The following is a 22281-nucleotide window of genomic DNA, read 5'->3' as shown; positions in this document are numbered from 1 at the left end:
ACGAATGAGTACTGCACTCGCAACGCTGGCTGGGAAGCTGGCTGAACGTGTCGGCATGGATTCTGTCGACCCACAGGAACTGATCACCACTCTTCGCCAGACGGCATTTAAAGGTGATGCCAGCGATGCGCAGTTCATCGCATTACTGATCGTTGCCAACCAGTACGGCCTTAATCCGTGGACGAAAGAAATTTACGCCTTTCCTGATAAGCAGAATGGCATCGTTCCGGTGGTGGGCGTTGATGGCTGGTCCCGCATCATCAATGAAAACCAGCAGTTTGATGGCATGGACTTTGAGCAGGACAATGAATCCTGTACATGCCGGATTTACCGCAAGGACCGTAATCATCCGATCTGCGTTACCGAATGGATGGATGAATGCCGCCGCGAACCATTCAAAACTCGCGAAGGCAGAGAAATCACGGGGCCGTGGCAGTCGCATCCCAAACGGATGTTACGTCATAAAGCCATGATTCAGTGTGCCCGTCTGGCCTTCGGATTTGCTGGTATCTATGACAAGGATGAAGCCGAGCGCATTGTCGAAAATACTGCATACACTGCAGAACGTCAGCCGGAACGCGACATCACTCCGGTTAACGATGAAACCATGCAGGAGATTAACACTCTGCTGATCGCCCTGGATAAAACATGGGATGACGACTTATTGCCGCTCTGTTCCCAGATATTTCGCCGCGACATTCGTGCATCGTCAGAACTGACACAGGCCGAAGCAGTAAAAGCTCTTGGATTCCTGAAACAGAAAGCCGCAGAGCAGAAGGTGGCAGCATGACACCGGACATTATCCTGCAGCGTACCGGGATCGATGTGAGAGCTGTCGAACAGGGGGATGATGCGTGGCACAAATTACGGCTCGGCGTCATCACCGCTTCAGAAGTTCACAACGTGATAGCAAAACCCCGCTCCGGAAAGAAGTGGCCTGACATGAAAATGTCCTACTTCCACACCCTGCTTGCTGAGGTTTGCACCGGTGTGGCTCCGGAAGTTAACGCTAAAGCACTGGCCTGGGGAAAACAGTACGAGAACGACGCCAGAACCCTGTTTGAATTCACTTCCGGCGTGAATGTTACTGAATCCCCGATCATCTATCGCGACGAAAGTATGCGTACCGCCTGCTCTCCCGATGGTTTATGCAGTGACGGCAACGGCCTTGAACTGAAATGCCCGTTTACCTCCCGGGATTTCATGAAGTTCCGGCTCGGTGGTTTCGAGGCCATAAAGTCAGCTTACATGGCCCAGGTGCAGTACAGCATGTGGGTGACGCGAAAAAATGCCTGGTACTTTGCCAACTATGACCCGCGTATGAAGCGTGAAGGCCTGCATTATGTCGTGATTGAGCGGGATGAAAAGTACATGGCGAGTTTTGACGAGATCGTGCCGGAGTTCATCGAAAAAATGGACGAGGCACTGGCTGAAATTGGTTTTGTATTTGGGGAGCAATGGCGATGACGCATCCTCACGATAATATCCGGGTAGGCGCAATCACTTTCGTCTACTCCGTTACAAAGCGAGGCTGGGTATTTCCCGGCCTTTCTGTTATCCGAAATCCACTGAAAGCACAGCGGCTGGCTGAGGAGATAAATAATAAACGAGGGGCTGTATGCACAAAGCATCTTCTGTTGAGTTAAGAACGAGTATCGAGATGGCACATAGCCTTGCTCAAATTGGAATCAGGTTTGTGCCAATACCAGTAGAAACAGACGAAGAATTTCATACGTTAGCCGCATCCCTTTCACAAAAGCTGGAAATGATGGTGGCGAAAGCAGAAGCAGATGAGAGAAACCAGGTATGACAACCACGGAATGCATTTTTCTGGCAGCGGGCTTCATATTCTGTGTGCTTATGCTTGCCGACATGGGACTTGTTCAATGACACCTCAGCAGGAAAACGCCCTTCGCAGCATTGCCCGTCAGGCTAATTCTGAAATCAAAAAAAGCCAGACAGCAGTTTCCGGATAAAAACGTCGATGACATTTGCCGTAGCGTACTGAAGAAGCACCGCGAAACGGTAACGCTGATGGGATTCACACCGACTCATTTAAGCCTGGCAATCGGCATGTTAAACGGCGTCTTTAAGGAACGATGAACATGAAAAGCAAAATCATCAGGGAGCTACAGGCTCCTTTTTTATTATTCGCATTCACCCTCAAGCGTATTAACCAACAGTTCAGGGATTAATGAAAGATGGCAGACATCATTGATTCAGCATCAGAAATAGAAGAATTACAGCGCAACACAGCAATAAAAATGCGCCGCCTGAACCACCAGGCTATATCTGCCACTCATTGTTGTGAGTGTGGCGATCCGATAGATGAACGAAGACGCCTGGTCGTTCAGGGTTGTCGGACTTGTGCAAGTTGCCAGGAGGATCTGGAACTTATCAGTAAACAGAGAGGTTCGAAGTGAGCGAAATTAACTCTCAGGCACTGCGTGAAGCGGCAGAGCAGGCAATGCATGACGACTGGGGATTTGACGCAGACCTTTTCCATGAATTGGTAACACCATCGATTGTGCTGGAACTGCTGGATGAACGGGAAAGAAACCAGCAATACATCAAACGCCGCGACCAGGAGAACGAGGATATTGCGCTAACAGTAGGGAAACTGCGTGTTGAGCTTGAAACAGCAAAATCAAAACTCAACGAGCAGCGTGAGTATTACGAAGGTGTTATCTCGGATGGGAGTAAGCGTATTGCTAAACTGGAAAGCAACGAAGTCCGTGAAGACGGAAACCAGTTTCTTGTTGTTCGCCATCCTGGGAAGACTCCTGTTATCAAGCACTGCACTGGTGACCTGGAAGAGTTTCTGCGGCAGTTAATCGAACAAGACCCGTTAGTAACTATCGACATCATTACGCATCGCTATTACGGGGTTGGAGGTCAATGGGTTCAGGATGCAGGTGAGTATCTGCATATGATGTCTGACGCTGGCATTCGCATCAAAGGAGAGTGAGATCGGTTTTGTAAAAGATAACGCTTGTGAAAATGCTGAATTTCGCGTCGTCTTCACAGCGATGCCAGAGTCTGTAGTGTCAGATGATGACCGTACTCAAACATCGGGTTGAGTATTATCTTACTGTTTCTTTACATAAACATTGCTGATACCGTTTAGCTGAAACGACATACATTGCAAGGAGTTTATAAATGAGTATCAATGAGTTAGAGTCTGAGCAAAAAGATTGGGCGTTATCAATGTTGTGCAGATCCGGTGTCTTGTCTCCATGCAGACATCACGAAGGTGTTTATGTAGATGAAGGTATAGATATAGAGTCGGCATACAAATATTCCATGAAGGTTTATAAGTCTAATGAAGACAAATCCCCATTCTGCAATGTGCGAGAAATGACTGATACCGTGCAAAATTATTATCACGAGTACGGTGGAAACGATACTTGCCCTCTCTGTACAAAACATATAGATGATTAAACCCAATATTACATAACAATCCTCGCACTCGCGGGGATTTATTTTATCTGAACTCGCTACGGCGGGTTTTGTTTTATGGAGATGATAAATGCACTTCCGAGTCACAGGAGAATGGAATGGAGAGCCATTCAACAGAGTTATCGAAGCGGAGAACATCAACGACTGCTACGACCACTGGATGATATGGGCGCAGATAGCACATGCAGACGTAACCAATATTCGAATTGAAGAACTGAAAGAACACCAAGCCGCCTGATGGCGGTTTTTTCTTGCGTGTAATTGCGGAGACTTTGCGATGTACTTGACACTTCAGGAGTGGAACGCACGCCAGCGACGTCCAAGAAGCCTTGAAACAGTTCGTCGATGGGTTCGGGAATGCAGGATATTCCCACCTCCGGTTAAGGATGGAAGAGAGTATCTGTTCCACGAATCAGCGGTAAAGGTTGACTTAAATCGACCAGTAACAGGTGGCCTTTTGAAGAGGATCAGAAATGGGAAGAAGGCGAAGTCATGAGCGCCGGGATTTACCCCCTAACCTTTATATAAGAAACAATGGATATTACTGCTACAGGGACCCAAGGACGGGTAAAGAGTTTGGATTAGGCAGAGACAGGCGAATCGCAATCACTGAAGCTATACAGGCCAACATTGAGTTATTTTCAGGACACAAACACAAGCCTCTGACAGCGAGAATCAACAGTGATAATTCCGTTACGTTACATTCATGGCTTGATCGCTACGAAAAAATCCTGGCCAGCAGAGGAATCAAGCAGAAGACACTCATAAATTACATGAGCAAAATTAAAGCAATAAGGAGGGGTCTGCCTGATGCTCCACTTGAAGACATCACCACAAAAGAAATTGCGGCAATGCTCAATGGATACATAGACGAGGGCAAGGCGGCGTCAGCCAAGTTAATCAGATCAACACTGAGCGATGCATTCCGAGAGGCAATAGCTGAAGGCCATATAACAACAAACCATGTCGCTGCCACTCGCGCAGCAAAATCAGAGGTAAGGAGATCAAGACTTACGGCTGACGAATACCTGAAAATTTATCAAGCAGCAGAATCATCACCATGTTGGCTCAGACTTGCAATGGAACTGGCTGTTGTTACCGGGCAACGAGTTGGTGATTTATGCGAAATGAAGTGGTCTGATATCGTAGATGGATATCTTTATGTCGAGCAAAGCAAAACAGGCGTAAAAATTGCCATCCCAACAGCATTGCATATTGATGCTCTCGGAATATCAATGAAGGAAACACTTGATAAATGCAAAGAGATTCTTGGCGGAGAAACCATAATTGCATCTACTCGTCGCGAACCGCTTTCATCCGGCACAGTATCAAGGTATTTTATGCGCGCACGAAAAGCATCAGGTCTTTCCTTCGAAGGGGATCCGCCTACCTTTCACGAGTTGCGCAGTTTGTCTGCAAGACTCTATGAGAAGCAGATAAGCGATAAGTTTGCTCAACATCTTCTCGGGCATAAGTCGGACACCATGGCATCACAGTATCGTGATGACAGAGGCAGGGAGTGGGACAAAATTGAAATCAAATAATGATTTTATTTTGACTGATAGTGACCTGTTCGTTGCAACAAATTGATAAGCAATGCTTTTTTATAATGCCAACTTAGTATAAAAAAGCTGAACGAGAAACGTAAAATGATATAAATATCAATATATTAAATTAGATTTTGCATAAAAAACAGACTACATAATACTGTAAAACACAACATATGCAGTCACTATGAATCAACTACTTAGATGGTATTAGTGACCTGTAACAGAGCATTAGCGCAAGGTGATTTTTGTCTTCTTGCGCTAATTTTTTGTCATCAAACCTGTCGCACTCCAGAGAAGCACAAAGCCTCGCAATCCAGTGCAAAGCTTTGTGTGCCACCCACTACGACCTGCATAACCAGTAAGAAGATAGCAGTGATGTCAAACGACGCAGCTGACTTCTTTTCTTTCACGACTTCCCCACACCCAGCATGCATACCTTTCCGCCATAACTGTAGTGAATGTCTGTTATGAGCGAGGAGCGGAAGTTAACACTTATGAAAAATGGCTACGAAGTCCGTGGCTATCTATCGGCTTATTAGTACTTGAAACGCTTCTTCAGAAGCCTGAAGAGCTAATCGTTCGGCGATACTATATATGCATTAATAGACTATATCGTTGGTATAAACAGTGCACCATGCAACATGAATAACAGTGGGTTATCCAAAAGGAAGCAGAAAGCTAAATATGGAAAACTACAATACGATGCCCCGTTAAGTTCAATACTACTAATTTTTAGATGGAAAACGTATGTAATAGAGAGTAACTTAAAAGAGAGATCCTGTGTTGCCGCCAAATAAATTGCGGTTATTTTAATAAAATTAAGGGTTACTATATGTTGGAGTTTAGTGTTATTGAAAGAGGCGGGTATATTCCTGCAGTAGAAAAAAATAAGGCATTCCTACGAGCAGATGGTTGGAATGACTATTCCTTTGTTACAATGTTTTATCTTACTGTCTTTGATGAGCATGGTGAAAAATGCGATATCGGAAATGTTAAAATTGGTTTTGTAGGTCAAAAAGAAGAAGTAAGCACTTATTCATTAATAGATAAAAAATTCAGTCAACTCCCTGAAATGTTTTTTTCCTTAGGTGAAAGCATTGACTACTATGTTAATCTCAGCAAATTAAGCGATGGTTTTAAACATAACCTTCTTAAAGCTATTCAGGATTTAGTAGTATGGCCAAATCGATTAGCCGACATTGAAAATGAAAGCGTCCTTAACACCTCATTACTTAGAGGGGTAACTCTTTCAGAAATTCATGGACAGTTCGCACGTGTGTTAAATGGTTTGCCAGAATTGTCAGATTTCCACTTTTCATTTAATAGAAAAAGTGCTCCCGGATTCAGTGATTTAACTATACCTTTTGAGGTGACGGTTAATTCTATGCCCAGCACGAACATTCATGCTTTTATCGGGCGGAATGGGTGTGGTAAAACAACAATTTTGAATGGAATGATTGGTGCAATCACCAACCCAGAAAACAATGAATATTTTTTCTCTGAAAATAATAGACTTATCGAGTCAAGAATCCCAAAGGGATATTTTCGATCGCTTGTTTCAGTTTCGTTTAGTGCATTTGATCCTTTTACTCCTCCTAAAGAACAACCTGACCCAGCAAAAGGTACACAATACTTTTATATTGGACTCAAGAATGCTGCCAGCAATAGTTTAAAATCACTAGGCGATCTCCGCTTAGAATTCATTTCAGCATTTATTGGTTGTATGAGAGTAGATAGAAAAAGACAACTCTGGCTTGAAGCTATCAAAAAACTAAGTAGTGATGAAAACTTTTCAAATATGGAACTCATCAGCCTCATTTCTAAATATGAAGAGTTAAGACGTAATGAACCACAGATTCAAGTGGACGATGATAAATTCACTAAATTGTTTTATGACAATATCCAGAAATATCTGCTTCGAATGAGCTCTGGACATGCAATTGTTTTATTTACTATCACAAGATTAGTAGATGTCGTTGGCGAAAAGTCATTAGTTTTATTCGATGAACCAGAGGTTCATCTGCATCCACCTTTGCTCTCTGCTTTTTTACGAACATTAAGCGACTTACTCGATGCACGCAATGGTGTAGCAATAATTGCAACTCATTCCCCAGTAGTACTGCAAGAGGTTCCAAAATCCTGCATGTGGAAAGTCCTACGGTCAAGAGAAGCAATAAATATTATCCGTCCGGATATTGAGACATTCGGTGAGAACTTAGGTGTTTTAACTCGTGAGGTGTTTTTACTTGAAGTGACAAATTCTGGATACCACCACTTATTATCGCAGTCCGTTGATTCAGAGCTTTCTTATGAAACCATTCTAAAAAATTATAATGGTCAGATAGGATTAGAAGGTCGAACCGTTTTAAAAGCGATGATAATGAACAGAGATGAAGGTAAAGTACAATGAAAAAACTACCTCTTCCAGCGAGAACTTATAGCGAAATGCTTAATAAATGCTCGGAAGGTATGATGCAGATAAATGTTAGAAATAATTTCATTACTCACTTCCCCACTTTTTTGCAGAAAGAACAACAATATAGAATATTAAGCTCGACAGGTCAGTTATTTACCTACGACAGGACACACCCTCTTGAGCCTACAACCTTAGTAGTTGGTAACCTGACAAAGGTTAAATTAGAAAAGCTTTATGAAAATAATCTCCGAGATAAAAACAAACCCGCTAGAACATATTACGATGACATGCTTGTTTCATCAGGTGAAAAATGTCCATTTTGTGGTGATATAGGACAGACAAAAAATATAGATCATTTTCTTCCTATTGCACATTATCCTGAATTTTCGGTGATGCCTATTAATTTAGTTCCATCGTGCCGCGACTGCAATATGGGAGAGAAAGGTCAAGTTTTCGCAGTAGATGAGGTACACCAAGCGATTCATCCCTATATCGACAAGGACATTTTTTTTCGTGAGCAATGGGTATATGCAAATTTCGTTTCCGGAACTCCGGGTGCTATCAGTTTTTATGTTGAATGCCCGGCGAACTGGAGGCAGGAAGACAAACACAGAGCTCTTCATCATTTCAAGCTATTAAATATTGCTAACAGGTATCGTTTGGAGGCAGGGAAGCACTTGAGTGAAGTGATTACTCAAAGAAACTCTTTCGTAAAAGTTATAAGGAAATATAGTTCAACCGCAACGTTTCAGCAGCTACAGTCAGAATTTATTGAAGCAAATCTGAAACCTATTATAGATTTGAATGACTTCCCCAATTATTGGAAAAGAGTTATGTATCAGTGCCTAGCAAACTCGGAAGATTTTTTCAGAGGGATCTAGAATATGATGAAAGATAGAAAATTACGACGCTTATCGGAAGTGAACGAATACTTTTTATATGAGGAGGGCTGTTTTTACAAAATCCGGTAGTAACTTGCTAACCAATTCCTAGGCAGGTCATTGGCAACAGTGGCATGCACCGAGAAGGACGTTTGTAATGTCCGCTCCGGCACATAGCAGTCCTAGGGACAGTGGCGTACAGTCATAGATGGTCGGTGGGAGGTGGTACAAATTCTCTCATGCAAAAAATATGTAAAATCGGTAGCAACTGGAAATCATTCAACACCCGCACTATCGGAAGTTCACCAGCCAGCCGCAGCACGTTCCTGCATACGACGTGTCTGCGGCTCTACCATATCTCCTATGAGCAACGTGTTAGCAGAGCCAAGCCACAACTCTAATTTTAATACATAATGAATGATAATAATAATATTAAAAATTTCCTGTGTAACTAATTTACTATATGGTTTCTGATAAGAATCATTGCAAAGATCAAACAACTTGTATTACATTGACAGTTAAGCAGTTAATTTTATCACCTCTAAAATATATCAGCATCTAGCATGCAACCTATCAAAATGGAGAGTTTTATGACTAAAAAACCATGGGAAAGAAGACTTAAAGATTTATCGCACTTGCTCAAATGCTGCATTGATACATATTTTGACCCTGAATTATTTCGCTTGAATTTGAATCAATTCCTCCAAACCGCAAGAACAGTAACATTTATTATTCAAAAAAACAAAAACCAGATTATAGGATATGACATTTGGTATAACAATAATGTTATTGAAAAATGGAAAAATGATCCATTAATGGCTTGGGCTAAAAATTCTCGCAATACGATAGAAAAACAAGGCGATTTAGAAATGTATAGCGAGGCAAAGGCTACTCTTATTTCATCTTACATTGAAGAAAATGACATTGAGTTTATTACAAATGAAAGTATGTTAAACATTGGTATAAAAAAGTTAGTCAGACTTGCACAAAAGAAATTACCTTCATATTTAACTGAATCATCTATTATTAAATCAGAAAGACGATGGGTCGCTAATACGCTAAAAGATTACGAATTATTACATGCCTTAGCTATAATCTATGGCAGAATGTATAACTGCTGTAACTCTCTTGGCATACAAATAAACAATCCAATGGGTGACGATGTGATTTCGCCAACATCATTCGACTCTTTATTTGATGAAGCCAGGAGAATAACTTATTTAAAATTAAAAGATTACTCCATAAGCAAATTGTCATTTAGCATGATACAATATGACAATAAAATAATTCCTGAAGATATTAAAGAGCGTCTAAAACTGGTAGATAAGCCTAAAAATATCACTTCGACAGAAGAGTTAGTTGACTATACAGCCAAGCTTGCAGAAACGACTTTTTTAAAGGACGGTTATCACATTCAAACATTAATTTTTTATGATAAACAATTCCATCCAATTGATTTAATCAATACAACATTTGAAGATCAAGCAGATAAATATATTTTTTGGCGTTATGCAGCTGACAGAGCCAAAATAACAAATGCCTATGGCTTCATTTGGATATCAGAGCTATGGCTCAGAAAAGCAAGCATCTACTCCAATAAACCAATACATACAATGCCAATTATAGATGAAAGACTTCAGGTAATTGGAATTGATTCAAATAATAATCAAAAATGTATTTCATGGAAAATAGTTAGAGAAAACGAAGAAAAAAAACCGACTTTAGAAATATCAACAGCAGACTCAAAACATGACGAAAAACCATATTTCATGCGTTCAGTCTTAAAAGCAATTGGCGGTGATGTAAACACTATGAACAATTGAGTCATAGAACTTCCATTATTCTCCTGAAGATAATAATCGCCAAATAAACCAATACTCAGCTTTACAATATACTAACTAACCGCAGAACGTTATTTCATACAACGTTTCTGCGGCATATCACAAAACGATTACTCCATAACAGGGACAGCAGGCCACTCAATATCAGGTGCAGTTGATGTATCAACACGGTTCAGCAACACCCGATACTTCTTCCAGGCTTCCAGCAACGAGGTTTCTTCCTTCGTTGCAATTTCCAGATCTGCAGCATCCTGAAGCGGCGCAATATGCTCACTGGCTACCTGCATCAGGCTTTTTTTTGTTTCTTCCGCCTCCCGGATCCGGAACAGTTTTTCTGCTTCCGTATCCTTCACCCAGGCTGTGCCGTTCCACTTCTGATATTCCCCTCCCGGCGATAACCAGGTAAAATTTTCCGGTAACGGACCGAGTTCAGAAATAAATAACGCGTCGCCGGAAGCCACGTCATAGACGGTTTTACCCCGATGGTCTTCAACGAGATGCCACGATGCCTCATCACTGTTGAAAACAGCCACAAAGCCAGCCGGAATATCTGGCGGTGCAATATCGGTACTGTTTGCAGGCAGACCGGTATGAGGCGGAATATATGCGTCACCTTCACCAATAAATTCATTAGTTCCGGCCAGCAGATTATAAATTTTTATGGTCCGTGGTTGTTCACTCATTCTGAATGCCATTATGCAAGCCTCACAATATAGTTAAATGCAATGTTTTTGACGGTGTTTTCCGCGTTACCCGCAGCGTTAACGGTGATGGTGTGTCCGTGTGAACCAATACTGAAAGAATGGGCATGAGCACCGATAACAACCGGATGCTGGTGCGCACCAATACCAACTGTATGCGCATGTGCACCGGCACTCACGGCTGTACCGGACAATGAGTGACTGTGGCTGCCCTGACTGTCCGTTTTCGATAAATAAGCAATACCCTGTGTGCTGGTTCCTTTAACTGTGGATAAACTTCCTGTAATGGTTGCTGTTCCATACTGACTCCAGCCAGAACTGTTCATCCTTAAACCACTTGTGTGGGCATGAGCACCCGCGGCCCCTGTTGAACCGCTCAGACTGTGAGCATGAGCCCCCGTGTTATTCGTCGATTTGGTGCCGTAATCGAAACTGCCTGTTGTTTTCGTCCCGTAATCAAACGACGATGTGGTTTTCGTCCCCAAATCCGTACCGGATGCACTGGCACTGTGGGTGTGCGACTTAATTCCATCCTGTTCCTGAGACAATACAGCACGACCGCTGGCGGGTTTCCCCTTGATTGTCCAGCCTCGCATATCAGGAAGCACACCCGATGGATACGCGACAGCAAGTTTTGGGTAGGCTGATTTGTCAAACGCCTGCCCCTGCATCAGGACGTAGCCAGACGGAACGATATCTGATGGCCACGGGATCGGCGCACCTGCCGGAAAGGCCGAATTCTCACCGGCCCCAAGGTATTCAAGAACATCTGCAACGGAATTTTTTGCCAGAATATCCCTGCCAACCTGAGTCAGTTCAGTCAGGCTGGCGGCATCATTTTCCGCAAAATACGGTAATTTATTTTTCGCCGTGGAAAGCCCTGCCAGCGCCGTCAGTGTCGCATTCTTCGGTTGTTTACCCGCAAGCGCGTTAGTCATGGTGGTAGCAAAATCTGGATCATTCCCGAGCGCTGCGGCCAGTTCATTCAGCGTATTCAGTGCGTCAGGTGACGCGTCGATAACATCTGCAATCGCGGCCAGTACAAAAGCGGTGTTCGCAATCTGGGTATTGTTTGTTCCCCTGAGCGCGGTTGGTGCTGTTGGCGTTCCGGTCAGTGCCGGACTGTCCAGTGGGCTTTTCTGTTCGTTTCATCCATTACCACCTTAACCGCCTTTGGCGTTGCAGCAAGCGTTTCAGACGTGCTGTTGGTTGCACTGCTGAGCTGCACTATCCCCTTTCTCGTTGTGTCCGCATCCTCAAGCGCGACAGCTGAAGCTATATCTTCTGCACGTTTTGCCGAATTTTTTGCACGTATTGCCGCCGCTTCTGCCGCACTTTTGCTCTGCGATGCTGATACCGCACTTCCCGCAGCCTCTGTCGCCTTCGTGGATGCCGTTGACGCACTCCCCGCCGCCGCTGTTTTTGCGTCTGCCGCGGCAGAGGCGCTCCGTTCCGCTGCTGTTTCAGATGACCTGGCATTCGTCTCGGACGTTTTTGCCGCCCTGGCAGAATTTTCTGCCGCCGTTGCCGAGGAAGCTGCACGACCGGCACTTGATGATGCGTTCGTTTCTGATGATTTTGCTGCCTCTTTTGAGGCCACCGCATCTCGTGCTGAAGTGGCGGCCTCTGACGCTTTCGTGGCCGCGGTGGAGGCAGACGTGGCGGCTGATTGTTGTGACGCTGCAGCATTCGTTTCTGACGTTTTCGCCGCACCGGCACTGGTGGCCGCCGCGTTTTTTGAGGACTCTGCGGCTGCGGCACTTTTTTCCGCTTCAGTGGCCTTTGCTGATGCCGCTTCTGCGCCGGAGGACGCTTCCTGAGCTGACGATGCAGCCTGTCCGGCGGACGTGCTGGCGGCGCGTGCTGAGTCAGTTGCATCAGTCACAAGGGCCGCGACCTGAGCAGCTGATGCACTGGCATCGCCGGCTGATTTCTTCGCGTCTGCCGTACTCTGTGCCACCACGGACGCGTTACGCGCCACCTCTTCCACCATCAGTTCAAGACGACGCAGCACCTCCGGCCGGGCATCATCCTCCGTCATGGCACAGAGAAAATCATTCAGCGTCCCCGGTTGTGAATCTTCATACACGGTGATGGTCCCGGCGTGCGATGGTGGAAAACCGTCAACCTGCAGGATGACACTGTACTGACCGTACTCCACATCCATGCTGTAACGCCCGGCTTCATCCGGATTCTCTGAGCCCACCGTGTTCACCACCACCGTGGTGCTGTTACGTCTGGCTTTCAGCTGAATGGTGCAGTTCTGTACCGGTTTTCCTGTGCCGTCTTTCAGGACTCCTGAAATCTTTACTGCCATATTCACCCCACAAAAAAGCCCACCGGTTCCGGCGGGCTGTCATAACACTGTGTTACCTGGCTAATCAGAATTTATAACCGACCCCAACGATGAATCCGTCAGTACGCCAGTCGCCACTGCCGGAGCCTTCATAAGCAATATCAACAACGACGGACGCTGCCGGATTAATCTGTATACCTGCACTCCACGCCACTGAGGTATGCCGCATTGCACTTTCGTCCCTGGCAGTGGTCGTCTCTTTCATATACCCGGGAGTGATTTCCGTCTTACGGTAATCCATTGTACTGCCGGACCACCGACTGTGAGCCACTCCGGCCATGGCGTACGCACTGACCTGCTTACTGATTTGTAAAACCGGTCCGGCCATCACGCTCACATAACGTCCACGCAGGCTCTCATAGTGAAACGTATCCTCCCCGGTCATCACTGTGCTGCTCTTTTTCGACGCGGCGAACCCCAGGGAAGCCATCACCCCCACACTGTCCGTCAGCTCATAACGGTACTTCACGTTAATCCCTTTCAGATGACTCACACCGGTATCCCCGCCCGACAACGACGGCAATGTACCCGGTTTCACTTGAAAATAGCCCACCGTAAACGTACCATGTCCACCTTCCGCACGGGCCGGAGTGACTGTCACCGCAAGTGCGGCAAAGACAGCAACGGCAATACACACATTACGCATCGTTCACCTCTCACTGTTTTATAATAAAACGCCCGTTCCCGGACGAACCTCTGTAACACACTCAGACCACGCTGATGCCCAGCGCCTGTTTCTTAATCACCATAACCTGCACATCGCTGGCAAACGTATACGGCGGAATATCTGCCGAATGCCGTGTGGACGTAAGCGTGAACGTCAGGATCACGTTTCCCCGACCCGCTGGCATGTCAACAATACGGGAGAACACCTGTACCGCCTCGTTCGCCGCGCCATCATAAATCACCGCACCGTTCATCAGTACTTTCAGATAACACATCGAATACGTTGTCCTGCCGCTGACAGTACGCTTACTTCCGCGAAACGTCAGCGGAAGCACCACTATCTGGCGATCAAAAGGATGGTCATCGGTCACGGTGACAGTACGGGTACCTGACGGCCAGTCCACACTGCTTTCACGCTGGCGCGGAAAAGCCGCGCTCGCCGCCTTTACAATGTCCCCGACGATTTTTTCCGCCCTCAGCGTACCGTTTATCGTACAGTTTTCAGCTATCGTCACATTACTGAGCGTCCCGGAGTTCGCATTCACACTGCCACTGATATCCGCATTTTTAGCGGTCAGCTTTCCGTCCGGTGTCAGGGAAAAGGCCGGAGGATTGCCGCCGCTGGTAATGGTGGGGGCCGTCAGGCGCTTCAGGAACACGTCGTTCATGAATATCTGGTTGCCCTGCGCCACAAACATCGGCGTTTCATTCCCGTTTGCCGGGTCAATAAATGCGATACGATTGGCGGCAACCAGAAACTGGCTCAGTTTGCCTTCCTCCGTGTCCTCCATGCTGAGGCCAATACCCGCGACATAATGTTTGCCGTCTTTGGTCTGCTCAATTTTGACAGCCCACATGGCATTCCACTTATCACTGGCATCCTTCCACTCTTTCGAAAACTCCTCCAGTCTGCTGGCGTTATCCTCCGTCAGCTCGACTTTTTCCAGCAGCTCCTTGCCGAGATGGGATTCGGTTATCTTGCCTTTGAAAAAATCCAGGTAACCTTCCGCATCATCGCTCGCCCGACCGACGGCCTCCACGAATGCCGATTTGCCAACGGTGTTCACACTGCGGATATAAAAGTAATAATCATGGCCCGGTTTGATATTGATACTGGCGGCTATCCAGTACAGCGCCGTACCAAGATAACGCGTGCTGGTTTCAACCTGTCTGATATCCGCAATCTGCTTTTCCGAGAACCAGAACTCAAACTGTACCGTCGGGTCATAAACGGCAAGATGCGGCGTGGCGGTTATCTGAAAATAGCCCGGCGTCAGCTCAATCCTCGACGGTGCTGCCGGTGCGGCAATCCGGAACGATACCGACGCCGGATCGCCCTGCTGCCCCCACGCATTTACCGCCCGGACTGTCAGCCTGTAGTTCCCCAGCGCCAGTTGCGTGAAGCGGTATGTGGTTTCCGTCGTCCGGGCCGTGCTGACCAGCCGCTCACTGCCGTCGTCCGCTGTTACGGTCAGACGGAGCAGGAAACTCACGCCCTTCACCACCTTCGGTGTGTCCCATCGCGCCAGCACCTGATATTCCCCGCTGTCTGCAGTGACTTCTGCGGTCAGGTGCTGCACCGCTGGCGGCGTGACACCATTCACCGTGCCACTCTGTTCGCCGTCAAAGTGCGCCCCGTTATCCACGATGGCCTCTTTTTCCGGCACATGCTGCACGGCGGTGATGGCATACGTGCCGTCGTCGTTCTCACGGATACTCACGCAGCGGAACAGTCGCTGGCGCAGCGTCGGCAGCTTCAGCTCCCATACGCTGTATTCAGCAACACCGTCAGGAACACGGCTCACTTTTACCTTCACGCCGTCGGTGACGGACTGAACCTCCACGCTGACCGGATTGCCACTTCCGTCAACCAGGCTTATCAGCGCGGTACCGGAGGATGGCAGCGTGATTTCACGGTCGAGCGTCAGCGTCCGGGTCTGGCTGTTCACCGCCAGCACACGACCACCGGTGCTGATACCGGCATAGTCATCATCGCAGATTTCAATAACATCGCCCGGTACATGGCGAAGCCCTTCTGCGCCGACGCTGAAATCCACGGTCTGCGTTTCCAGCAGTTCTGTTTTAATCAGCCACAGCCCGGCGCGGTGTGCCTGCCCCCGGCTGGTACAGCCAAAGGCATCCATCTTCGTAACATTACGACCGTAACGGGCAATGGCCTGCGTATCTTCAACAAGCTCTGTCGCCGTCTCCCAGCCGTTGTTCGGGTCAATCCAGTTCACCTCAACGGCATTATGGCGGTCCTTCAGGGCGCTGAAGCTGTAGCGGAACGGCGCGCCATCATCCGGCATCACCACATTACTGCGGTTATAGGTCCACGTCTTATCCGACGGTCGGTCCTGCACGAACGTCAGCGTCTGCCCGTTCCATACCGGCATACAGCGCATCGCCGAGCAGAAATCGCTGAGCACATCCCACGCCTTACGCTGTGTGGTCAGGTACGCATTACAGGTGATGCGCGGCTCCGTGCCGCCAAAGCCGTCCGGCACTGACTGGTCGCAGTACTGGCCGATGACATACAGCGCCCATTTATCCACATCCGCCGCACCAAGACGTTTCCCCATGCCGTAGCGCGGATGGGTCAGCATATCCCACAGACACCAGGCCATGTTGTTGCTGTATGCCGGTTTAAACGTTCCGTCCCAGATACCGCTGTATTGCCGCGTCTGCGGGTTATAGTTCGACGGCACCTGCAGAATACGCCCGCGCAGATGATAATTACGGCTCACCTGCTGGCTGCCGAACTGCTCCGAGTCCACCTGCACGCCGACCAGTGCCGTGTTCGGGTAGCACTGTTTCACATCGATGATTTCAGTGTATGACGACCAGAGCGTTTTGTTCTGCAGCTGGTCTGTGGTGCTGTCCGGCGTCATCCTGCGCATCCGGATATTAAACGGGCGCGGCGGCAGGTTACCCATCACCACCGAGGCCAGATACTGCGAGGTGGTTTTGCCCTTAATGGTGATGTCTTTTTCCGTCACCCAGCCACCGTTACGTTGTATCTGAACCAGCAGGCGGACTTCCGACGGATTCCTGTCACCCTTTGAGGTGGTTTCCACCAGTGCCTGTACACCGAAGGTAAAGCGCAGACGGTCGATGTTTGCAGACGTAATGGTGCGGGTGATCGGCGTGTCATATTTCACTTCCGTACCCAGCACCGTCTCGGAGCCGGAGGATTCAAATCCCTCCGGCGGAGTCTGCTCCTGCTCACCAGCCCGGAACACCACCGTGACACCGGATATGTTGGTATTCCCCTCAGTGTCCAGCACCGGCGTACTGTTCAGCAGCACGCTTTTTAAGCCATCCACCGGACCTTCAATCGGCCCTTCGCTGATGGCATCGATCACACTCAGCAACTGCGTGGACTTCAGGTTGTCCTTCGCTTCGCGCGGGGTATGCCCCTTACTGCTTCCTTTACCCATTCCTCACGCTCCATAAATGACAAAACCGCCCGCAGGCGGTTTCACATAAAACATTTTGCATCAGCGACCAATCACCACAACCTGACCACCGTCCCCTTCGTCTGCCGTGCTGATCTCCTGAGAAACCACGCGTGACCCCACGCGCATTTCCCCGTACAGAACAGGCAGAACATTGCCCTGGGCAACCATGTTATCCAGTGAGGAGAAATAGGTGTTCTGCTTACCGTTATCCGTTGTCTGTATACGGGGAGTTCTGGCTTTCGGTGCCAGCATCTGCGCCACACCACCGAGCACCATACTGGCACCGAGAGAAAACAGGATGCCGGTCATACCACCGGCCCCAATGGCTGCCCCCCATGCTGCAAGGGTGGCTCCGGCGGTAAAGAATGATCCGGCAATGGCGGCAGCCCCCAGGACAATCTGGAATACGCCACCTGACTTGGCCCCGGCGACTCTGGGAACAATATGAATTACAGCGCCATCAGGCAGAGTCTCATGTAACTGCGCCGTTAACCCGGACGTGCTGACGTCCCGCCCGGCAATCCGTACCTGATACCAGCCGTCGCTCAGTTTCTGACGAAACGCCGGGAGCTGTGTGGCCAGTGCCCGGATGGCTTCAGCCCCCGTTTTCACACGAAGGTCGATGCGGCGACCAAATCGTTGTAAATCCCCGTAAAGGCAGATGCGCGCCATGCCCGGTGACGCCAGAGGGAGTGTGTGCGTCGCTGCCATTTGTCGGTGTACCTCTCTCGTTTGCTCAGTTGTTCAGGAATATGGTGCAGCAGCTCGCCGTCGCCGCAGTAAATTGCGGCGTGATTCGGCACTGATGAACCAAAACAGCACAGCAGCACATCGCCCGGCTGTGCCGCTGACAACGGCACCTGATACAGCCCCGTCGCCTCCAGATTATCCAGATAGAGATTCTGGCCGTTACGCCACCAGTCATCCTCACGATGAAAGTCCGGCATCTCAATCCCCGCCAGATGATAAGCATCCCGGAACAGTGTGTAACAGTCCGTCACACCGTGCTCAAAGCGCCGCCCGGTGAGATGCGGCACACAGCGGAACTTATGAATCGTCCCCCGGCAGACCAGCCACCACGGCAAATCACTCTGCACCTGCAGCCGCCGGTCGGCCTCACTCAGCCAGGGCAGACCACCGGGGTGGCTGTGGACCAGCGCCACAATCTCACCCTGCATTTCTGCCTGCAGCCAGTCTTCCGGCGACATACGGAAATACGCCTCCGGCTCACCGGAGATATTCACGCAGGGGAAATATCTTTCCCCCTCCGGCGTGCTTACCACGAAGCCGCACGACTCCGCTGGCGCACATCGCCGGGCGTGCGCCAGAATCGCTGATTCTGTCTGTGTCATGGGATTTACTGCGAAAGTTTGTTAATGGAAAGGAAGCCGCCAAAGTTGCCGACGTTATTGCGGAACTTACAACCGCTCAGGCATTTGCTGCATTTATCCTTCGTGATATCGGACGTTGGCTGGTCATATTCATCCGCGACAGCCGGACCGCTATAACCGCACTCGTCACCGCGATAGGTCCAGGTGCAGGTGTTGGCCAGCATGATACGTCCCGGAAAAACAGCGCCATCCGTTTCCGTCGGCGTGGACAGTACAAAGGAGGCACTCACCGCGCTCAGTTCGCTGCACTGCTCAATGCGCCAGCGGCTGATCACCTCCTGCTCCGGATCGGCGTAACTGTTTCCGTTGACGAAGTTCACCGCATCCAGAAAACGGGCGTAAACCTTACGCCGGACCACCGTTCCGCCGACCAGACTCTGCATATCTTCCGCCATCCCGGTGACCATACCGTACAGGTTAGAAACCGTCAGCGTGGGGCGCGTACTGGTGCCTTTGCCATTCAGTTCAAAACCGCTCCCCTGAATGGGATACGGCTGATACTGTCGCCCCTGCCAGGTGACCGGCTCACCTTTTTCGTTCTGCTCATTACAGAAAAAATAACGTTCTCCACCGACCTCTGTCAGGTCGATTTCCCAGAGCACCACGCTGGCCGACTGCTCCGCACGGGTGCATTCATTCAGTGTTTCCTGCCGGATATCCTGCATCAGTTCACCACCTGTTCAAACTCTGCGCTGAACTCAACACGCAGCATACTGACCCGCGACGACCATTTTGCGCAGGTCACCTTTATCTGCCGCCACTCATAAGGCGGCGTCCACAGAAAGGATTTCCAGCCCCCGTGCTCTTCCAGAAACGACTCCAGTACCGTGGCCTCCTCACGGGGGACAGAAAGCGTCACGCTGTACGTTTTCAGGTTGGCATTCAGCCCGGCAGGCGCTCGCTGAGAATAGCCATCACCAAAGCGCACCTTTCTTACAGAAGGGACCGAAGCCACATCCATACCGGGTTTCACTTTCCAGCGGAAGGTCTTCATCGTCCACCTCCGGAGAACAGGCCACCATCACGCATCTGTGTCTGAATTTCATCACGGGCACCCTTGCGGGCCATGTCATACACCGCCTTCAGAGCAGCCGGACCTATCTGCCCGTTCGTGCCGTCGTTGTTAATCACCACATGGTTATTCTGCTCAAACGTCCCGGACGCCTGCGACCGGCTGTCTGCCATGCTGCCCGGTGTACCGACATAACCGCCGGTGGCATAGCCGCGCATCAGCCGGTAAAGATTCCCCACGCCAATCCGGCTGGTTGCCTCCTTCGTGAAGACAAACTCACCACGGTGAACAATCCCCGCTGGCTCATATTTGCCGCCGGTTCCCGTAAATCCTCCGGTTGCAAAATGGAATTTCGCCGCAGCGGCCTGAATGGCTGTACCGCCTGACGCGGATGCGCCGCCACCAACAGCCCCGCCAATGGCGCTGCCGATACTCCCGACAATCCCCACCATTGCCTGCTTAAGCAGAATTTCTGTCATCATGGACAGCACGGAACGGGTGAAGCTGCGCCAGTTCTGCTCACTGCCGGTCAGCATCGCCGCCATATTCTGTGCAATACCATCAAAGGTCTGCGTGGCTGCACTTTTTACCTGCGACATACTGTCCGTGGCGCTCTCTTCCCACTCACTCCAGCCGGACTTCAGGCCTGCCATCCAGTTCCCGCGAAGCTGGTCTTCAGCCGCCCAGGTCTTTTTCTGCTCTGACATGACGTTATTCAGCGCCAGCGGATTATCGCCATACTGTTCCTTCAGGCGCTGTTCCGTGGCTTCCCGTTCTGCCTGCCGGTCAGTCAGCCCCCGGCTTTTCGCATCAATGGCGGCCCGTTTTGCCCGTTGCTGCTGTGCGAATTTATCCGCCTGCTGCGCCAGCGCGTTCAGGCGCTCCTGATACGTAACCTTGTCGCCAAGTGCAGCCAGCTGGCGTTTGTACTCCAGCGTCTCATCTTTATGCGCCAGCAGGGATTTCTCCTGTGCAGACAGCTGGCGACGTTGCGCCGCCTCCTCCAGTACCGCGAACTGACTCTCCGCCTTCCACAAATCCCGGCGCTGCTGGCTGATTTTCTCATTTGCTCCGGCATGCTTCTCCAGCGTCCGGAGTTCTGCCTGAAGCGTCAGCAGGGCAGCATGAGCACTGTCTTCCTGACGATCGCCCGCAGACACCTTCACGCTGGACTGTTTCGGCTTTTTCAGCGTCGCTTCATAATCCTTTTTCGCCGCCGCCATCAGCGTGTTGTAATCCGCCTGCAGGATTTTCCCGTCTTTCAGTGCCTTGTTCAGTTCTTCCTGACGGGCGGTATATTTCTCCAGCGGCGTCTGCAGCCGTTCGTAAGCCTTCTGCGCCTCTTCGGTATATTTCAGCCGTGACGCTTCGGTATCGCTCTGCTGCTGCGCATTTTTGTCCTGTTGAGTCTGCTGCTCAGCCTTCTTTCGGGCGGCTTCAAGCGCAAGACGGGCCTTTTCACGATCATCCCAGTAACGCGCCCGCGCTTCATCGTTAACAAAATAATCATCCTTGCGCAGATTCCAGATGTCGTCTGCTTTCTTATACGCAGCCTCTGCCTTAATCAGCATCTCCTGCGCGGTATCAGGACGACCAATATCCAGCACCGCATCCCACATGGATTTGAATGCCCGCGCAGTCCTGTCTGCCCAGGTCTCCAGCGTGCCCATGTTCTCTTTCAGGCGGCGGGTCTGGTCATCAAACCCTTTCGTTGCGGCCTCGTTCGCCGCCTGCAATGCCCCGGCTTCATCGCCGGAACGCTGCAACTGAGCAACATACGCAATCTGCTCCGCCGACACGTTATGGAACTGGCGAGCCATCGCCGTCAGCCCCGACGTCGGGTCTGTGGTCAGCTTCCCGAAGGCTTCAGCGACCTTGTCCACCTCCACGCCGGATGCAGAGGAGAAACGCGCCACACTCTGGCTGATGGACGCAATCTGAGCCTCACCGCTTACCCCCGCCTTAACCAGTGCGCTGAGTGACTCGCTGGTCTGGTTAAACGTCAGCCCTGCCGCCTGCCCGGCTCTGGACAGGACCAGCATACGATCTGCCGTCAGTCCCGCCTGATTGCCGGAAAGGACCAGCGTTTTGTTGAAATCGGACAGGGTTGAGTTGCCCTGATACCAGGCATACGCCAGCGCACCGGTCGCCACCGCCAGCGAGGTGGCCCCCACCATCGGCAGGGTGATCGCACCGGCAAGCCCCCTGAACATGGGGATCATCCCGCCGAAGGAGTCCTTCACCTGCCCCCCCTGTTGCAGCAGGATCAGCCACGGACTTTGCCCGCCTGCAAGCTGCGTGGCCACGTCGGTGAACTGTGCAGGCAGCATACGCATGGCGGCTTTATACTGCCCGACGGAAATCCCCGCTTTCTGTGCAGCCAGCGCCTGTCGGCTCAGCGACTGTTCAACGACTGCCGCTGTTTTTTTCGCATCACTTTCCGTACCAGAAAAATGACGCCTGACTCTGGCCATCTGCTCGTCAAATCTGGCCGCATCCAGACTCAAATCAACGACCAGATCGCCTACCGGTTCAGCCATACCGGAC

The 22281-nt window shown here is 49.7% G+C and carries 22 protein-coding genes; 12 read left to right on the top strand and 10 right to left on the bottom strand.

The genetic code is table 11. The features are described from left to right. Positions 1-4: 4 nt before the first annotated feature. The 12 genes from bet to G4D79_RS34175 all read left to right on the top strand — a co-directional run bounded on the left by bet (position 5) and on the right by G4D79_RS34175 (position 10129). Complete coding sequence (bet, locus tag G4D79_RS34225; RefSeq protein WP_000100844.1) at positions 5-790, top strand: phage recombination protein Bet; 786 nt, start codon at positions 5-7, stop codon at positions 788-790. Next, entirely contained in the window at positions 787-1467 is a 681-nt protein-coding gene (locus G4D79_RS34220; RefSeq protein ID WP_000186853.1) for a lambda exonuclease family protein, read from the top strand. The genes bet and G4D79_RS34220 overlap by 4 nt, the downstream gene beginning before the upstream one ends. Further along, the gene (locus G4D79_RS34215; RefSeq protein WP_001251812.1) at positions 1458-1646 is read left to right on the top strand and encodes a DUF1317 domain-containing protein; all 189 of its coding nucleotides are present in this window, start codon (positions 1458-1460) and stop codon (positions 1644-1646) included. Before G4D79_RS34220 ends, G4D79_RS34215 begins: the two co-directional genes overlap by 10 nt. After that, positions 1619-1810, top strand: a complete 192-nt coding sequence (locus G4D79_RS34210; RefSeq protein ID WP_015979260.1) for a DUF1382 family protein — start codon at positions 1619-1621, stop codon at positions 1808-1810. The genes G4D79_RS34215 and G4D79_RS34210 overlap by 28 nt, the downstream gene beginning before the upstream one ends. A 391-nt stretch (positions 1811-2201) precedes the next feature. Then, on the top strand, positions 2202-2423 hold the full coding sequence (locus tag G4D79_RS34205; protein WP_000763367.1) for a TraR/DksA family transcriptional regulator: 222 nt from the start codon (positions 2202-2204) through the stop codon (positions 2421-2423). Next, on the top strand, positions 2420-2968 hold the full coding sequence (locus tag G4D79_RS34200) for an ead/Ea22-like family protein (RefSeq protein WP_001289873.1): 549 nt from the start codon (positions 2420-2422) through the stop codon (positions 2966-2968). Before G4D79_RS34205 ends, G4D79_RS34200 begins: the two co-directional genes overlap by 4 nt. A gap of 191 nt (positions 2969-3159) precedes the next feature. Beyond that, on the top strand, positions 3160-3441 hold the full coding sequence (locus G4D79_RS35510) for a hypothetical protein (protein WP_000026224.1): 282 nt from the start codon (positions 3160-3162) through the stop codon (positions 3439-3441). A gap of 295 nt (positions 3442-3736) precedes the next feature. Further along, positions 3737-3955 (top strand): excisionase, encoded by a 219-nt coding sequence (locus G4D79_RS34195; protein WP_002414258.1) that lies wholly within the window; start codon positions 3737-3739, stop codon positions 3953-3955. After that, the gene (locus G4D79_RS34190) at positions 3933-5003 is read left to right on the top strand and encodes a tyrosine-type recombinase/integrase (protein WP_000533640.1); all 1071 of its coding nucleotides are present in this window, start codon (positions 3933-3935) and stop codon (positions 5001-5003) included. The genes G4D79_RS34195 and G4D79_RS34190 overlap by 23 nt, the downstream gene beginning before the upstream one ends. Positions 5004-5841: 838 nt before the next feature. Beyond that, the gene (locus tag G4D79_RS34185; protein WP_015979259.1) at positions 5842-7419 is read left to right on the top strand and encodes an AAA family ATPase; all 1578 of its coding nucleotides are present in this window, start codon (positions 5842-5844) and stop codon (positions 7417-7419) included. Further along, complete coding sequence (locus G4D79_RS34180) at positions 7416-8306, top strand: HNH endonuclease (RefSeq protein WP_000735931.1); 891 nt, start codon at positions 7416-7418, stop codon at positions 8304-8306. The genes G4D79_RS34185 and G4D79_RS34180 overlap by 4 nt, the downstream gene beginning before the upstream one ends. Positions 8307-8896: 590 nt before the next feature. Then, positions 8897-10129: a hypothetical protein gene (locus G4D79_RS34175; protein WP_000162952.1), complete on the top strand. Its 1233-nt coding sequence runs from the start codon at positions 8897-8899 to the stop codon at positions 10127-10129. Positions 10130-10257: 128 nt separating this feature from the next. Here G4D79_RS34175 and G4D79_RS34170 read toward each other — a convergent pair whose 3' ends face one another. The 10 genes from G4D79_RS34170 to G4D79_RS34125 form a co-directional block, all read right to left on the bottom strand. Further along, positions 10258-10842: a tail fiber assembly protein gene (locus G4D79_RS34170; RefSeq protein WP_015979258.1), complete on the bottom strand. Its 585-nt coding sequence runs from the start codon at positions 10840-10842 to the stop codon at positions 10258-10260. Further along, entirely contained in the window at positions 10842-11786 is a 945-nt protein-coding gene (locus G4D79_RS34165) for a phage tail protein (protein ID WP_015979257.1), read from the bottom strand. The genes G4D79_RS34170 and G4D79_RS34165 overlap by 1 nt, the downstream gene beginning before the upstream one ends. Before the next feature lie 173 nt (positions 11787-11959). Further along, entirely contained in the window at positions 11960-13165 is a 1206-nt protein-coding gene (locus tag G4D79_RS34160; protein WP_015979255.1) for a prophage tail fiber N-terminal domain-containing protein, read from the bottom strand. Positions 13166-13229: 64 nt separating this feature from the next. After that, on the bottom strand, positions 13230-13850 hold the full coding sequence (lom, locus tag G4D79_RS34155; RefSeq protein ID WP_001246632.1) for an outer membrane beta-barrel protein Lom: 621 nt from the start codon (positions 13848-13850) through the stop codon (positions 13230-13232). A 61-nt stretch (positions 13851-13911) separates the two neighbouring features. After that, positions 13912-17310 (bottom strand): host specificity protein J, encoded by a 3399-nt coding sequence (locus G4D79_RS34150; RefSeq protein WP_000515495.1) that lies wholly within the window; start codon positions 17308-17310, stop codon positions 13912-13914. Between the two features lie 60 nt (positions 17311-17370). Continuing rightward, positions 17371-17943: a tail assembly protein gene (locus G4D79_RS34145; RefSeq protein WP_001407644.1), complete on the bottom strand. Its 573-nt coding sequence runs from the start codon at positions 17941-17943 to the stop codon at positions 17371-17373. After that, positions 17940-18683 carry a C40 family peptidase gene (locus G4D79_RS34140; RefSeq protein WP_000194780.1) on the bottom strand — a complete coding sequence of 248 codons (744 nt, stop codon included), beginning with the start codon at positions 18681-18683 and terminating at the stop codon, positions 17940-17942. The genes G4D79_RS34145 and G4D79_RS34140 overlap by 4 nt, the downstream gene beginning before the upstream one ends. A 5-nt stretch (positions 18684-18688) precedes the next feature. Beyond that, positions 18689-19387, bottom strand: a complete 699-nt coding sequence (locus G4D79_RS34135) for a phage minor tail protein L (protein ID WP_001152639.1) — start codon at positions 19385-19387, stop codon at positions 18689-18691. Beyond that, entirely contained in the window at positions 19387-19716 is a 330-nt protein-coding gene (locus G4D79_RS34130; RefSeq protein ID WP_000847379.1) for a phage tail protein, read from the bottom strand. Before G4D79_RS34130 ends, G4D79_RS34135 begins: the two co-directional genes overlap by 1 nt. Beyond that, positions 19713-22274, bottom strand: a complete 2562-nt coding sequence (locus tag G4D79_RS34125) for a phage tail tape measure protein (protein WP_000840207.1) — start codon at positions 22272-22274, stop codon at positions 19713-19715. The genes G4D79_RS34130 and G4D79_RS34125 overlap by 4 nt, the downstream gene beginning before the upstream one ends. Positions 22275-22281 lie beyond the last annotated feature (7 nt).

It is taken from the genome of Rhodococcus sp. WY5 (genome assembly GCF_018588185.1).
GTDB lineage: Bacteria > Actinomycetota > Actinomycetes > Mycobacteriales > Mycobacteriaceae > Rhodococcus_F > Rhodococcus_F qingshengii.
Note: the sequence above shows the minus strand (reverse complement) of the source record. Positions and strands in the feature narration are given on the sequence as shown.